We start from the raw sequence: 16,846 nt of genomic DNA on the forward strand, positions 1-16,846 counted from the left end.
TTTTGAGCAACAGCTTGCCTTCTGCTAAAAGGCTGCTACTTTTAGCTGCACTGATTTTTTAGTCTAAACTACAGTTACAAGTCGATCGCGCCTGTGATGTTACTGCCTGTGATTTGGTTAAATTATCGAAGTTTATGAACAGAATATCTCGTGCGATCGCTGTTGTTTTAATTGTATTAGGCTGCATTATTTCTGTTTTAGTTCAGCCACCGCAATCAGCCTTAACCGTGTCACCTCCAGTGCAAGAATCTCCGCCTCACGGAGGAGATGTTGCTCAGACAATGAATTTTGGACGGCACTTTCAAGAACTAGGGGTTGAAGGCTCGATCGCGATTTACGATTTGAATAGCGATCGGCTTTATCAACACAACCCGCAGCGTAACGCCACAGCTTTTTTACCTGCATCTACATTTAAGATTCTCAACTCTCTAATTTCCTTAGAAACAGGGGTGATTTCAGATGAGATTGCCGTTCTAACTTGGGATGGAATTCAAAGGCAAATTCCCGCCTGGAATCGAGACTTGAATATGAGACAAGCCATGAAACTTTCCGCCGTTTGGTTTTACCAAGTTCTCGCCCGCCGAGTCGGACACGAGCAAATGCAAAAATGGGTAGCTAAAGTCGGTTATGGCAACCAAAAAATCGGTAACAAAGACGATATTGACAAATTCTGGTTAGAGGGACAACTGCGAATCACACCCAACGAGCAAATTCAATTTCTCCGCCGTCTCTACAAAAATGACTTACCCTTTTCTGAGCGCTCGCTGTCTCTGGTTAAAGACATCATAATTGTTGAACAAACTCCCGATTACACAATTAGAGCCAAAACAGGCTGGGCAAATTTTGGAGAACAAACAAAGCCTCAAATTGGCTGGTATGTAGGTTATTTAGAAAAGGATAAAGATGTTTACTTTTTTGCTACAAACATTGACATCCGCAACAATAATGACGCCTCTGCAAGAATCGAGTTAACGCGCCGTTGCTTCAAAGATCTGGCGCTGCTGTAAGTGCGTTATTTGTTTTCTAATATTCGCAAAAATGCCAGCGGATAGGCTAACGGTGACAGCCAAAACAGCCATTTATTCGATGCCTGAGTTCGATCGTAGGACGCCGAGTCTTTTAAATCTTTTAGAGCTTACGCAATTGGCCCATATAGCAATCCTTGCAGGTGTCGTAAACTTTTTACCCCACCCCAACCCTCCCCTTACTAAGGGGAGGGAGTAAGAAATTCACAAATGATTTAGGATTGCTATATATATAGTTGCTATCGTGCTATATTTCATTTCTTCCAGCAAGGCGACAATCATCTAAGAGAGCATTAAGTTCTTCAACGACTAGCCAGGGGTTTCGACCTTTCAAACAAGCTGCGATCGCTGCTTCATAGGGATTTCTGCCAGTTTTTTTTACTGCTGCGATCGCCTGTTTGTTAGATAATCCCCGCCCGCTGACCAACCAAGCAGCCAAAACCTGTCCTGTACGTCCGATCCCCCCAGAACAGTGAACTATCACCCGTTCGCCTTGACTATTTGCAGATTGCAAAAATGGCAATATGCGATCGATTAAAATATCGCGATCGACCAATTCAAAGTCTGCAATCGGTGCCCAGCAAACTCGATCGCACCCAAAGATGTTCCTATATGTTCCCAGTAAGTCAGTGTAGCGGATGAGTTGGGTCTGAGCAAGCAAGCAGCAAACTTGCTTGATATTATGCCCCTGCATAAATTCAATCCACCCAGCAACTTCTGTATCGCGGTATCCTGGTCTGGCTGCACCAAACACAATTAATTCATTCTCTGAAGCCGCAGCGAATTTGTGCATACTGTTTTCAAACTTTTTACCTATAATTAAGAAAGACGCACAAATCCTGAATCTACAGTGAAAAACAACAGCTCGATCGCCTTAATGAACTGGCTGCAACCCAAGCCAGAAACCGTTTTGCTATGCGACTCAAGTGCAGCAGCTTCTGAGATGGCATTCATGCTTAACGGTGAGTGGGATGGGTGCAATAGTTTGGTCCTCCCTAAATCCGACAAGGTAGCAATTGAAGCAGCCGCTAGTTTGCTAGAGACATCGTGGTGCTACCAAAATACTTGCGAACCGGTTTTAATTCGGCTGGAAGTTGACGAATTGATGCGCCGTTATGCGATTGGAGACAGGTTTTTTATTAATGCTAACTTGCGATGCGCGCAATTGAGCGAAGTTTGCTTGGAAAACATTGATTTGAGTTATGCTAAATTGAATTTAGCTAACTTCAGTGGCACTAATTTAAGCAAAGCCAACTTAATGGCTACACAGATGCAATCCGCAAACTTGAGTGGCAGCAATTTGAGTAAATCGCAACTTGTGAGGGCGAATTTATCAGGAGCAAATTTATCGGATGCTAATCTCAGAGGTGCTGATTTGAGTTATGCAGATTTAAGCAATGTTTGCTTAACAGGTGCTGACTTAAGAGGTGCAAATTTAGCGAGAACAGACTTAAAAAAAACAAGCTTAGAGGGGGCGATTTTTGAGTAAAATTAGGGCGACATCAGGACGGGCAGGATGCCCATCCCACAAAATAAGCGACTTATTTTTGCCCCACGTTCCCATGATTATTCATACTTTCGGCCGCGCCACTGAGTAGGCTGATTTAAAGCAGAAATTAGAATACGCAAAAACGCCAACGGATCGGCAAAAGGTGACAGCCAAAACAGCCATTTTCCCGATGCCCCAGTTGTATCGTAAGAAGGTGCGATCGCAAAACACAAAGCCGATCGCACTGCAACCAAAAATACATTCAATCCCAACAGCCAAAAGTGCGGAAATACACCAACCGGTGGCAGGGAACCAAACAGCAAATAGCACAACACAATCGGCACCGGCAAACCTTGAACCGCTAGCAACAACCACAAATCGCCCCAGATTTGACCCCTTGAAGCAGCATCTTTCAAATCGAGCGATCGACCCCATTCATTCCAAGTCTCGATCGCCCCCTCATACATCCGCACCTTCAACACCTTAGCCCCATCCAAAAAGCCCACCTTAAAGCCCTTAGCAGCCGCATAGCGAGCCAAAGTCACATCATCGCAAAAAGAACCCCTCGCGACTTCATAGCCCCCTAATGCCACCAAAACCTCGCGCTTACACAAGAAACACTGACCGTTCGCCATCACCCGTTCCGGCACATCCCCGCCAGTCCCCGTTGGCCCGAACCGATAAACCAAAGTCATTAACAAAGCAGGTTGCAGCCACAACTCCCCCGGATACTTGAGGATAAACTGCGGCGACAGCGAAATCAAATCGTAATTTCCAGCCGTCGCCGTCTTCAGCAAACTCGCAATCAAGCCGGGATGCGGCACAGTATCCGCATCTATCCCCAAAATCCACTCGCACTTCTCGGAACTTGCCAAAAAACCCGCATTCAGCGCCCACGGACGCCCTACCCAACCCGCCGGCAGCGGATCGTCGTTAATCAAGCGAAACCGGGGGTCTTTTTGTGCGGCTGCTTTGACTAAATCTCCGGTTCCGTCTACCGAATAGCTGTCAACCACGATCGCTTCTCGGAGTTCGTAGCTTTGGCGGCTTAATCCTTCCAAACAAGGCGAAATTCGATCGGCTTCGTTCAAAGTCGGTACTACCGCCGTACAAGAACCTAAAAAATCCAGCGTCGGCGAATCGGGTTCCAGGGGCGGGATGCGCGATGGGCCTTTAATCAGACGCGACATCAGAAGGGCTGCGGCGGGCAATTGTAGCAGCAAGAGTGCGACAGGGATGATACTTGTCAGCGGTTGGGAGAACAGGTGAGGGGCGATCATGGGATTTTAGATTTTAGATTTTAGATTTTAGATTTTCAATTGAAGAATTGGGAATTACGGTTGGTGTCAATTTAAAAATTTAATAAAATTTTTGCCTCAAACATATTACAGGAATTGGGAATGAAAAAATCGCCATTGAAAAACCCGGTTTCTTGTAGAAACCGGGTTTTTAAACTAGCTCAAAATTTAGTGTAAATTTTTGCTAAATCAGCCGGGGTTGCTCACTAGCAACTTACTTACGCAAAACGCCCACGGGCTGAGGTGGAATTTCAGCCGTGATAACAGATGTATCCAAAGACGGCATTGTTTCGGTTACGTCACCTGTTGCGGGTTTAGCGATCCAGCTTAACGCGATCGCCGGAACTACACCCAGAAGCACCGCTAGCGATGTCGGGAACCAGAACCGAGAATCCAAGGAAACTACAGTGATAATTGCTCCGAAAGCAAAGTTTACCAAATAAACAATTAAGGGCAAACCCAATTCCGATCGCTCTAATTTAATCGATGTTTTTCTCCACAAGAAAGCTGCTACAGACATAAATAGCGCCCCCGTACCCATCCAGCCAGCCAAATTGCGGTAAGGCATCCCAAAGAAAGCCCCAAGTTCCTCAAACTCCCAAAAAGGCACAGAAGTTTGACTCATCGCCGGATCTAGTACAAAATCCCAAGCTGTTAGCAGCAAAGCACCAAGGGCGATCGCCCCTATTTGGCGCACCCAGTTGAGATCACCTTTACCACCAGCTACTCCAGCGCGAGCAATTATGTATGAAACCAGTCCCAGATAAAACCACGAGAGGGGAATGGTAAACGGAACCAGCCCTGCAATTTTGTAGCCCAAACCGCTCAAATAATGGTAGTGGCCGAAGGGAAAACCCGTACTCGTTCCCAGCAACTCGCTACTCAAGGACAAAAACACAGAAGGCACTAAAAAAGCCAGAGTTGCACCCCAACCCAACGTCCGCAAGGCATAGAGAGCAACCGCTGCAGCACCAAAGATGATATAAACTACTCCACCCCCAGCCATCCCCCACTGGAATAGCGTTTGCCCTGCTGGTGGCAAACTCATCACCAATTCGGGACGGGGTAAAATCAGCAGCAACCCTGCCAATCCAAAAGCCATTGACAAGACGTGGGCAATTAAGCAAAAGCGCTCAGCAATCAAAAGTTGCTTCATGGGACTCCTCGAAAAAATATTAGATGCAAAAAGCACTCTTAACAGTTTACAAACTTTAACAAAAAACCAACTGCATTTGAGTCAGTTGTCTGTTGACTGTTGACTGTTGACTGTTGACTGTTGTCTGCCAGCCCAATGCCCCGTGCCCGATGCCCAATGCCCAATGCCCCATGCCCAATGCCCAATGCCCCATGCCCAATGCCCGATGCCCGATGCCCGATGCCCAATTCCCCATTTCCGATCTTAAATTATTGCCAATTGCCCACAAGCACGAAAGGTGCCCAGAAATACGGATTCTGATACTCTGGGTTTTGCAACAGAGTTAATTGAGCGTTGCGGAGGGCTTCAGCTTTGCTGGTTTTAGCAGAAGCCAGTTGCTTGTAAAACTCAGTCATAAAGATAGCTGTAGATTCGTCGTTGACTTGCCAAAGGGTGGCGGCGGTGCTGCGCGCACCCGATCGAATTGCGGCCCCCGCCAAACCCAAAGCCGCGCGGTTATCGCCCGAAGCAGTTTCGCAAGCACTCAAAACCAAAAGTTCGATCGGCTGTTGTCTCTCCCCAGTGCGGGCTCGCAGCAGTCGATCGAACTCCTTAACATTCACTTTCTGATCCCAAGTCACAATAAAAGTATCCGCTGCATTCGAGCTAAACTGACCGTGAGTTGCCAAATGGACGATCGGGTAAGACAAAGATTTAATTCGATCGTGCAACCGCCCGCTGACAAAATCTTCATTCAGCAGCGAACTCGCCGGCATCTCGGCTGCAATTTGCTGAACTTCCTCCTTCACCCCCGGCAAAGCCGAGAAGCCTTGACGCGCTTCGGAGAGAGCAGCGGTGAGCACTTTTAACTTGACTTTGTTCAGCGGTTTCGGTGCTAGCAGTTGCAATCCCGGCGCCAAAGCAATACTGTATTTTTCTACCAAAAACTTTTCACCGTCGTGGAGCACCGCCATCGGCAGATTTCGCAAATAACCGTCGAGCACAAATACCAGGGTTTTAATCCCAGCAGCGGTCAAATCCGCCTCTGCGGGGCGGATTAACCAGTCATAAACCTGTTCAACGGGTAGCCTCCTGTCGCGGGGGAAAGAAGCAGGCCTGATGGTATTTTTGGCTTGTCTGAAGGCAGTTTCCAGGTCAGCTTGAGACTTCTTCGTAGCGTAGCGGCGCAGGGGTTTGCCGGGAATGGACAAAATTACCTCCAAACGATCGCTCAAAATAATTGGATAAATCACCGCCGCTGTCGGATCAATTTCCTCGATAGACTTTGGTTTAGCATCAGCGCAAGCATCCCGAAAAAAGTTGTCCAATTCCGCCAGTTGCAAAGATTCCACCGTTTGGCGCGCTAGTTTCAATTTAGCTTGACTGGGAGATTCCTCTTGCAAAAGCATCCCGACTAATTCCCGATAAACCGGTTCGGCACTTTCCCGAAACGAAAATTGCACTTCGGGATTGACTGTTACCAAATCGCCCCGCAGAGAAGACAATATATTGACAGCTTGAGTATATTGAGCGATCGCCCCTTCTGTATTTCCCTGAGCTTTCCGAATCCGTCCGAGTTGCCAAAACAATTGGTAAGCAATATCGGGAGATTGAAAAGCCGGTGCTAAAGTCAAAGCCTCTGTTGTGAGATTTTCCGCTTTCTGATACTGCTGTTGGATTTCCGATAGTTTGCCTTTTGCTGCCAGAATATAAGCTTGTATTCGTTTATCGCCCAAACTGTTTGCTCCTTCGACAGAGCGATCGAGCATTGTGTCAATCTCGCTTAAACTCAAAGTTTTCGCAGGCGACTGAGCTAATTTGATCAAGCTTTGAGCTAGATTAATTTGAGCGTAAAGTCCGGCGCGGTTCGACCCAAATTGATCGGTTTGAGGTTCGAGAGAACGCCACAAATCTTCTGCTTCAGACCAATCTTGGCGATCGACCAACAAACTCAATTGGTTTAACTTTGCTTGAATTTGTAGAGGCGATCGATTCGGGATCGCCTGGATCGATCGAGCATAATACTCTAGGGCAAAGCGTTCCCAATCACCCCGCTGTTCTGGTGTCAAACCCGGTTTATTGCTTTTAGCCCGTACCGTATTGCCCAGATTGAGATAAATTGCAGCCTCCTCTGGCCGGGAACCTAATTTTTGGGCTGCTTCGAGTCCCGCCGAAAGCACATCCTGCGATCGTTCCAGTTGTCCCAAAACCCGCAATACCCGCCCTAAAGCATGAATTGCCCGGACTTGTTCGAGAGAAACAGGCTGATTTTTCAAAGTTTCCAAACCCGCTGCCGAAACTTCGCAAGTTTGGTTATCCAGCTTAAAAGAAGCTAACAGAATTTTGCAAGCTCTGGGGTAAAGTCCGAGAATTTCCCAAGCCCGACTTTGATTAATTTGAACTTGAAAAAATTGGTCTTTTCTATCAATTTGCTCAAAAATTTTAGCAGCTTGCGTCCAAATCTCGATCGCATCTTGAGTCTGGCCCCGTTCGAGTTGCAACTGTCCTTGAATGTTGAGAGTTTCAGCCAAAATCCGCTGCTGTTCGGGAGTGTTGGCTTGTGTTCGCACAGCCGACAAACTCGAATTTACAGCTTTTTCTGCTTCTTCCCAAAGCCCCAACTGCCCGTAGGTTGCAGCTAAATTACTCAAAGCTGTGGCGCGATCGAGATTTTCGCCTTTTGCCTCAAACTGGGTCGCCGCCTGCTGCAACAACGGTACAGCTTCCGAAAAACGTTCCTCTTGGTACAGAGTTCGAGCTTGTCGGACAAGCTGCACCGCTGGTGGTGGATTAATCTGAGCAACTCCGGGAGGAATCGCAACGGATAGCAGACAGGAAATCACAAATAACAGAATTACTTGCCGGAGCGATCGGGAAAACTTCATATTTAGAAAATAAAATTACAACCGGAGACACACATACTAATTAACCCAAATAGATATTATTCTTTATCTGCGTTAATCCGCGTTAATCCGCCTACATCGGCGGTCAAAAAAAAACCTAATTTCAACGCGGCGCACAACCAGAATTCTGCCGAGGATTGCGAGAGTCAGCAGCATTACCCGGATTATATCCAACAAGCGTAACTTCTCCTTTCGCATTCACCACCCAACCTTGCGCCGGAACAACTTCCCGATCGGGGATTGCCCCTTCTTCCTTCTTCTTCCCTCGATCGGTTACATCGGTTAAATCCTCTACATTGCTCGTTGCATTTCTTCCTGCCTCTTCCACCCAAGGAAACGGCGCTGGAGCGGTGCTGAGAGCATCATTAGGACTCGGTGGCACTCCTCCTTTACCAGTGACGGTAAATGCGCTCTGAGCCTCTTGCGTGCAGGGATTTGCTGCAATTAAAGCAGCCGAATCGACCACATTTTGCGGCAGTTCCACTAAACCTTGAGCAGGATTTACCCCAGAAGAACTAAATGTTACAGTACCTTGCAAAGCCGGGCCACTACTTTGAGAAATCGCGGCGATGTCGCTGGTAGGAATTAGAGAAGTCGGACTTACTTGCAACGCTGCAAATTGATCATCAGTCAGTCCTAAACTACTCCTGGCTTGGTCGCGGTTAAGGCTTGTAAAGCCAAAGATATTTGGTACATTGACCGTAACTTGTCCGCCCCTAGCTGTGCGAGCATTAGCTGTAATATCACTATTCTCTCGGGGTAAAGCTACCAAAATATCGCTATTAATTCTGATATTACCGCCCTCAGAAATACCTGCATCCGTGGTGATTCTACTGCCGCGCCGTAACTGAATATCTTGCGCTTGCAGGTTAATATTTGCCCCTGTTCCAGAGACAGTCGTGCCATCAATTATGCTTTTATTATCCAGGGAAATTGAGTTAGCTACAACGTTAATATTGCCAGCTCTACCTGTTCCTGAAGATTGAACATTAACAACTGCACTATCCCGAATAATCAATTGATTAGCATTCAAATTCAACGAGCCTGCATTTCCGCTAGCAGTGGGATTTACAGCATTAAACGCCCTACCAACCGAGGCCTCAATTCCACTCCTCAACCCACTGTTACTCCCAATACCTTGCACTTGTAAGCGATCGGCATTAATTGTAATATCTCCTGCATCTGCTATACCCAAAGAAGCCGCAGAAATAACCCCGCCATTCTGCACAGTTAGTTTAGGTGTTGAGAGGCGGATATCTCCACCTCTACCAGAACTTGCAGTTTGAGTAACAAAAGAACTTGCTACATAGCCCGCATTCTCCAAAAATCTTGACTCGCCGCTCACTTCTATAGACTCGGAGGCTCTCACAGTTAAATTTCCTCCCGTCCCCCCACTTGTAGAAAACACGACTTCGCCAAAAATAGCACCAGTCGTTAAACTAATTGTGGCTCCATTAGAAACACTCAGCCGCTTAGTGTCGATCGTAATATCCCCACCTTTTCCATTCCCATCAAAAGTATTCGTGCCGAGCCGAGTTTGCCCTAGACCTACAGGAAGACTACCCGATAATTCCACAGATTCACTCGCTTTAATCGCGATATTCCCCGATGCTCCATCACTAAGGCTGAAGCTGGCAAACGCACCGCCATCGCGCAGAATTAACCGTTGCGCTTCAACAGAGATGTTTCCCCCTTGACCAGTGCTTTCGTTCGTTGTTCCGTTATAGAGCGTTGAACTGACGAGTTCGACCGTGTTGGCGCGGATAGCCAGATTTCCGCCATCCCCAGCACCAAAGGTGGGGGCACCGCCCACTACCCCATTGCTCATCAACAGCCGTCCGGCTTCAATGTTAATATCTCCGGCTGCTCCACTGCCAAGAGCGCTAGTAAACAGAACGATTTGCGAAATAAAGGGGTTGCCTGTTCCAGATGTCTGAAAATTTTCTGTAAGCTGCTGATAGCCCTCAATTCCCAACCCGATCATTTCTACTGAGCCAGTAGCGCGGATGTTGATATCGCTTCCCCTCCCCTCTCCCAGTGTGGAGGCAAAAATTTGCGATCCCCCCTCTACTCGCAAGTTTTGGGAATTGATGTCAATGCCTCTACCATTTATATTTCCGAGTGTCAGTCCATAAATTCCTGAACCATTAAGATTAATATTTCCACCTCGAATATCGACTTTCCCACCTCCTAATCCGCTAGTATTTATAAATGCACCGTTCATTTCAATATTCCCGAAGTTCTGAATATTGCCATAGTTTAAATTCAGACCTAAAGCTGTTGGTTCTAATTGCACTAAACCTGGACTGTTGACACTACCGAGGAGAATTTGTCCGGTATAAGCTGTTAAATTTCCTCCTTGGAGTTGAATGTCACCGCCAATTAATGCTAAAGTTTGACCGGGGTCTACTGCTAAACCGAGTTTTTTAAACGCCGGAATTTCTATGGGGAGTGGCGGTAAGGCTGATGTAGGAGCCTTTGTTTGGGAAGAGTTGACAATTGTGCCGGGATTTTCTCTAAATCTTAAACCCACAGGAATATTAATCGCTAACAATGGCACTGCATTAGAATTAGCTGCACTAAATTCAAACCCATTATCAAAGATAATTCCGCTACCCGTTGAACCGACAAATGAACCACGCAAATCTAACCGAGCGTTGGGGCCAAAGACAATTCCTTTGGGATTAAGTAAAAATAAGTTGGCATTTCCTTGGACTCCCAAGACCCCTAAAATATTAGAAGGATTGCCCCCCGTAACGCGGGTAAAAATATTCGCAATTCCGTTAGGATTGGCAAAATATGCTCCTCTGCCTTCACCCACGTTAAATTGTTGTAAACTGTGAAATAAATTTACTCCGCGAGTTGCACCGCCTTCTATTCTGTCCGATGGTAAATTATTAATCCTGTCGGGAACTGTGCGCGAACTTTCTGCACCCAAGCTATTATCGGGGATGATTTGAGCGATCGCAGGGAAAGGAAACAGCAGTAAAAATGCAAAAAATAGGGCGGAAGATTGGCGGGGCATCTTTTAAGTCTGGTTAATTTAGTATGAGGAAAATAGCGACGGGCTAGCTAAAACCTGAAGATTACCTATTGAGGTACGCAAACACCGGTCGGTTTCGGACTGCGAAGAGATGCACCACCACCAGAATTATAGGCTACCAGCGTTACTTTTCCTCGATCGTCGATTACCCAACCTTGAGCGGGAATAATTTCTGTTGGTCGAATTTCTGTGGATGTTCTTTGACCTTCTAGGTGCTGACTTCCACCTACCGCTGGTTCCACCCAATTAAACTGGCTAGAATTGCTGCTGAGAACATCATTAGGACTCGGCGGCACTCCTCCTTTCCCAGTAGCGGTAAATGCGCTATCGGCCCCTTGCGTGCAGGGATTTGCAGCAATTAACGCAGCCGGATTCACCACATTTTGCGGCAGTTCCACTAAACCTTGAGCAGGATTCACCCCTGAAGCACTAAATGTTACAGTACCTTGCAAAGCCGGGCCCCTACTTTGGGAAATCGCCGCAATATCGCTGGTAGGAATTAGAGAAGTCGGACTTACTTGCAAGGCTGCAAATTCAGCATCTGTTAAGCCCAAATTACCTCGAACCTGTTCGCGAGTCACTGATGTAAACCCAAAAACATTGGGGACATTAATATTAACCCGACCACCGGCAGCCGATCGCGCATTAGCCGTAATATCGCTATTTTCGTTGGGGAGAGTCACCAGAATATCGCTTTTAATGTTGATGTTACCGCCACCAGAACTACCTGCATCAGTTGTAATTCTGCTGCCTCGGCGCAACTGGACATCCCGTGCTTCAAGGTTAATATTGGCTCCGGCACCGGATTCCGTTCTACCGTCAATGGTGCTTTGGTTGTCAAGGGAAATTGAATCTGCTTTCACGTTAATGTTACCAGCCCCTGCTGAACCCAATGCTTGCAGATTGAGTGTTCCCCCATTACGAAGAATCAATTGCCTGACATTCAGATTCAACGAACCTGCATTCGCCGTAGCATTGGGATTGATTACACCAGATGCAATCCCAACGGAAATCTGAATTTGACTGTTAAATTCACCTGAACCCCCATTACCTATAACTTCTACACGACCCCCATTAATCGTAATGCTGCCCGCATCTCCTGCGCCTAAAGATGCCGTAGAAATAATTCCCCCATCCCGTAGAGTCAGTACGGGTGTAGAAATGTTCATACTCCCTCCGGGACTAGCAGAGTAGGCATCAGCGGAGATGAAACTAGCAGTCCGACTCCCATTCGCCAAAACTTCAGAACTACCCTCTACCGTTACTGACTCAGTAGCTTTAATTGTTAGATTACCTCCTTGCCCCGCAGTTGTATTCAAGGGTTGGTTGCCCACAACCGAGCCGCTAGATAAACTAATTCCGCCTCCTTCAGAGATAATCAACCGCTTCGTGTCGATATTAATATCCCCTGCTTTCCCATTAGTGCCGACTGCGGTTGTGCCGATCAAGGTTGGGACAGGATTTCCCTCGGGAGCCCGCAGCACTTCTACTGATTCATTCGCTTTAATGTTGATATTCCCAGATGCTGCTTCAGTGCGAGTGATGCTGATCAGACCCGATCCATCACGCACTCTTAACCGTTCTGCCTCAATGCTAATGCTTCCTCCTGTGCCTGTACTCCCCGTAATTGTGCCGCTATTGATTGCTGAACTGGCTATATCCACAGTCCTGGCACGCATGATAATTTCTCCCCCATTTCCACTACCTAATGTGGGGGTACCAAGGACAGTTCCATTGTCGATCAATAACCGTCCGGTATCAATCGTGATATCTCCTACTGCTCCAGCGCCAGAAGTGGCAGAGAGCAGCAGAATTTGTGGGTCAAAAGGGTTGATCGATCCAGTTGCCGTATAGTTACCAGCAAACACTTTATAGAGTTCGTCTCCAATCCCGATCAGTTCTACTGAATCGGTAGCGCGGATGTTGACAGCACCTCCCGCACCATTTCCTACTGTCAGCGTAAACATTTGCGCCCCACCTTCGACCCGAAAGTTTTGGGCATTAATATCGATGCCTCTACCGTCAATATCTCCGAAAGTCAGCGCATAAATTCGCCCACCGTTGAGGTTGACATTTCCCCCTCTAATATCGACTTTGCCACCACCTAGTCCACTGGTATTGATCGCTGAGCCGTTGGTTATTTCAATATTACCCAAGTTGGAAATCTTGTCATAGTTTAAACTTAATCCAAATGGCGTTGCCCCCAATCCAACCATCCCCGGACTAGCGACGCTACCGAGCAAAATTTGTCCGGTTGATGCAGTGAGTGTTCCCTGATTTAATCCAATATCTCCTCCCACTAGGGCGAGAGTTTGTCCGGGCTGCACTGCTAAGCCAAGGTTATTAAAAATCGGCGGGAGCCCTGGAGGTAACTCTGGTAAACTCAAGGCTGGTGCTGCTGAAGAGTTAATGATTTTTCCGGAATTTTCTCGAAAGTTTAAACCGATAGGTATATTGACATTTAACAGCGGTAGTGATTGGGGATTGCTGCTGCTGAATTGATAGCCATTATCGAAAACTACGCTATCTGCTGAACTTGCTAAAAATGAACCACGCAAATCTAACCGAGCGTTGGGGCCAAAGACAATTCCTTTGGGATTAAGTAAAAATAAGTTGGCATTTCCTTGGACTCCCAAGACCCCTAAAATATTAGAAGGATTGCCCCCCGTAACGCGGGTAAAAATATTCGCAATTCCGTTAGGATTGGCAAAATATGCTCCTCTGCCTTCACCCACGTTAAATTGTTGTAAACTGTGAAATAAATTTACTCCGCGAGTTGCACCGCCTTCTATTCTGTCCGATGGTAAATTATTAATCCTGTCGGGAACTGTGCGCGAACTTTCTGCACCCAAGCTATTATCGGGGATGATTTGAGCGATCGCAGGGAAAGGAAACAGCAGTAAAAATGCAAAAAATAGGGCGGAAGATTGGCGGGGCATCTTTTAAGTCTGGTTAATTTAGTATGAGGAAAATAGCGACGGGCTAGCTAAAACCTGAAGATTACCTATTGAGGTACGCAAACACCGGTCGGTTTCGGACTGCGAAGAGATGCACCACCACCAGAATTATAGGCTACCAGCGTTACTTTTCCTCGATCGTCGATTACCCAACCTTGAGCGGGAATAATTTCTGTTGGTCGAATTTCTGTGGATGTTCTTTGACCTTCTAGGTGCTGACTTCCACCTACCGCTGGTTCCACCCAATTAAACTGGCTAGAATTGCTGCTGAGAACATCATTAGGACTCGGCGGCACTCCTCCTTTCCCAGTAGCGGTAAATGCGCTATCGGCCCCTTGCGTGCAGGGATTTGCAGCAATTAACGCAGCCGGATTCACCACATTTTGCGGCAGTTCCACTAAACCTTGAGCAGGATTCACCCCTGAAGCACTAAATGTTACAGTACCTTGCAAAGCCGGGCCCCTACTTTGGGAAATCGCCGCAATATCGCTGGTAGGAATTAGAGAAGTCGGACTTACTTGCAACGCTGCAAATTCAGCATCTGTTAATCCCAAAGTCGCTCGCACCTGTTCGCGACTGACTGAGGTAAACCCAAAAACATTGGGGACATTAATATTAACCCGACCACCGGCAGCCGATCGCGCATTAGCAGTAATATCACTATTTTCGTTGGGGAGAGTCACCAGAATATCGCTTTTAATGTTGATGTTGCCACCCTCAGAAATACTTGCATCAGTTGTAATTCTGCTCCCTCGGCGCAACTGGATATCTCGTGCTTCGAGGTTAATATTTGCTCCGGGACCGGATGCCGTTCTTCCGTCAATGCTGCTTTGGTTGTCAAGGGAAATTGAATCTGCTTTCACGTTAATGTTACCAGCCCGTCCCGATCCCAAAGCTTGCAGATTGAGTGTTCCTTGATTGCGAAGAATCAATTCCCCGACATTTAGATTCAACGAACCTCCGTTAGCCGTAGCATTAGGATCTATAAGCTCAGAGGCAATCCCAACGGAAGTCTGAATTTGACTGTTAAATTCACCTTGACCCCCATTCCCAATAACTTCTACACGGCCCGCATTTATTGTGATGCTTCCCGCTTCTCCGCTGCCTAAAGATGCAGTGCTAATAACTCCCCCACCCCGGAGAGTCAGTACAGGTGTAGAAATGTTGATACTCCCTCCCCGATTAGCAGTATTGGCATCAGCGCAGATGAAACTGGGATTCCGACTGCCGTTCGCCAAAACTCCAGAAATACCCTCGACTGTTACTGACTCAGTGGCCCTAACTGTTAAATTACCTCCGGGCCCCCCAGTTGTATTCAACGGTTGGTTGCCCACAACTGCTCCGCTAGATAAACTAATTCCGCCTCCGTCAGAAATCCTCAACCGCTTCGTGTCGATATTAATATCCCCAGCTTCCCCATTCACACCGCTGGCAGTTGAGCCAATTAAACTTGCTACGGGACTTCCAGTGGGAGTCCGCAGCACTTCTACTGATTCCGAAGCTTTAATGTTGATATTCCCCGCTCCTCCTTCACCGCGGGTGAGGCTGATCACACTAGCACCATCGCTTACGGTTAAACGTTTCCCCTCAAAGGTGATATTTCCTCCCCTACCGGTACTCCCCAAAAGTGGGCCGCTGTGGATTGCAGAAGCGAGCATATCTAAAACCCCGGCACGGATGGTAATATTTCCGGCGTTGCCAGCGCCTAACGTGGTGGTAGTCAATGCGCTTCCATTGTCCATCAGCAATCGTCCCGTGTCGATCGTGATGTTTCCGGCGGCTCCCATGCTATTAGTGCCAGTTATCAGGAGAAGTTGTGGGTCAAAAGGGTCGAAAGAGCCAGATATCGTATATTTACCACCAAACACTCTATAGTTATCTAATCCAATTCCGTTCATTTCTACTGAGTCGGTAGCGCGGATGTTGACAGCGCCTGCTGCACCACTTCCTGCTGTCAGAGTGAATAGTTGCGCCCCACCTTGGACTCGAAAATTTTGGGCGTTAATGTCGATGCCCCTGCCATCGATATTTCCCAAAGTCAGTGCATAAATTCGCCCACCGTTAAGGCTGACATTTCCACCTCGAATATCAACTTTGCCGCCACCGATTCCACTGGTGTTGATCACTGAGCCGTTGATTATTTCAATATTACCAAAGTTGGAAATCTTGTCATAGTTTAAATTTAATCCAAAAGGCGTTGACCCCAATCCAACCATCCCCGGACTAGCGACGCTACCCAGCAAAATTTGTCCGGTTGATGCAGTGAGTGTTCCCTGATTTAATTCAATATCTCCGCCTACTAGGGCGATAGTTTGTCCGGGAGCAACTGAAGCGCCCATGTGATTGAAAATGGGCGGGATTCCAGCGGGTAATTGGGGTAAATTCAAGGCTGGCGCTGCTGAATAGTTAATGATTTTACCCGGATTTTCTCGAAAATTTAAACCGATAGGTATATTGACATTTAACAGCGGTACTGATTCGGGATTGCGGCTGCTGAATTGATAGCCATTATTGAAAACTACGCTATCAGCAGAACTTGCTAAAAATGAACCACGCAAATCTAACCGCGCATTGGGGCCGAAGACAATTCCTTTGGGGTTAATTAAGAATAAATTGCCGTTTCCCAAAACTCCCAGAGTTCCTAAAATATTAGAAGGGTTGCCACCAGTAACGCGGGTGAAGATGTTGGTGATTCCGCTGGGATTGGCAAAATAGGCTCCCCGTCCTTCACGGATGTTAAATTCGCGCAAGCTGTGAAATAGGTTAACGCCACGAGTGGCGCCGCCCGTGATTCTATCTGAGGGTAAGTTGTTGATAGTATCGGGAACTGTGCGCGAACTTTCTGCACCCAAGCTATTATCGGGAATGATTTGGGCGATCGCCGGGACAGGAAACAGCAGTAAGAATGCAAAAAATAGGGCATAAGATTGGCACTGCATCTTTTAAATCGGGTTAATTTAATATTATAAAAATAGCGAGGGATTAGCTAAAACCTG

The 16,846-nt window shown here is 47.0% G+C and carries 10 protein-coding genes; 2 read left to right on the plus strand and 8 right to left on the minus strand.

All coding sequences use genetic code 11. From position 1 onward, the window contains the following. Positions 1–134: 134 nt before the first annotated feature. Positions 135–1,007 carry a class D beta-lactamase gene (gene blaOXA, locus QT979_RS12475; protein ID WP_333310245.1) on the plus strand — a complete coding sequence of 291 codons (873 nt, stop codon included), beginning with the start codon at positions 135–137 and terminating at the stop codon, positions 1,005–1,007. Between the two features lie 265 nt (positions 1,008–1,272). Here blaOXA and QT979_RS12480 read toward each other — a convergent pair whose 3' ends face one another. After that, positions 1,273–1,818, minus strand: a complete 546-nt coding sequence (locus tag QT979_RS12480; protein ID WP_333310247.1) for a phosphatase domain-containing putative toxin — start codon at positions 1,816–1,818, stop codon at positions 1,273–1,275. Positions 1,819–1,875: 57 nt separating this feature from the next. On the opposite strand from QT979_RS12480, the gene QT979_RS12485 reads away from it, so the two are divergent. After that, positions 1,876–2,514, plus strand: coding sequence for a pentapeptide repeat-containing protein (locus QT979_RS12485; RefSeq protein ID WP_333310249.1), 639 nt, complete (start codon positions 1,876–1,878; stop codon positions 2,512–2,514). A gap of 77 nt (positions 2,515–2,591) precedes the next feature. Here the strand turns inward: QT979_RS12485 and cruG are convergent, their stop codons facing one another. The 7 genes from cruG to QT979_RS12520 form a co-directional block, all read right to left on the minus strand. Next, positions 2,592–3,794, minus strand: coding sequence for a 2'-O-glycosyltransferase CruG (gene cruG / locus QT979_RS12490; RefSeq protein ID WP_333310251.1), 1,203 nt, complete (start codon positions 3,792–3,794; stop codon positions 2,592–2,594). A gap of 232 nt (positions 3,795–4,026) precedes the next feature. Beyond that, entirely contained in the window at positions 4,027–4,968 is a 942-nt protein-coding gene (gene cruF / locus QT979_RS12495; RefSeq protein WP_333310253.1) for a gamma-carotene 1'-hydroxylase CruF, read from the minus strand. Between the two features lie 55 nt (positions 4,969–5,023). Continuing rightward, a complete protein-coding gene (locus QT979_RS12500) occupies positions 5,024–5,203 on the minus strand; it encodes a hypothetical protein (protein ID WP_333310255.1) in 180 nt (59 codons plus the stop codon). A gap of 13 nt (positions 5,204–5,216) precedes the next feature. Continuing rightward, positions 5,217–7,832 (minus strand): CHAT domain-containing protein, encoded by a 2,616-nt coding sequence (locus tag QT979_RS12505; RefSeq protein WP_333310257.1) that lies wholly within the window; start codon positions 7,830–7,832, stop codon positions 5,217–5,219. A 121-nt stretch (positions 7,833–7,953) separates the two neighbouring features. Next, positions 7,954–10,875, minus strand: a complete 2,922-nt coding sequence (locus tag QT979_RS12510; protein WP_333310259.1) for a two-partner secretion domain-containing protein — start codon at positions 10,873–10,875, stop codon at positions 7,954–7,956. Between the two features lie 65 nt (positions 10,876–10,940). After that, positions 10,941–13,832: a two-partner secretion domain-containing protein gene (locus QT979_RS12515; protein ID WP_333310261.1), complete on the minus strand. Its 2,892-nt coding sequence runs from the start codon at positions 13,830–13,832 to the stop codon at positions 10,941–10,943. A gap of 65 nt (positions 13,833–13,897) precedes the next feature. Further along, positions 13,898–16,789 carry a two-partner secretion domain-containing protein gene (locus QT979_RS12520; RefSeq protein WP_333310263.1) on the minus strand — a complete coding sequence of 964 codons (2,892 nt, stop codon included), beginning with the start codon at positions 16,787–16,789 and terminating at the stop codon, positions 13,898–13,900. Positions 16,790–16,846: the final 57 nt, after the last annotated feature.

This window comes from Microcoleus sp. w2-18bC1, assembly GCF_036700365.1.
Classification (GTDB): Bacteria; Cyanobacteriota; Cyanobacteriia; order Cyanobacteriales; family Microcoleaceae; genus Microcoleus.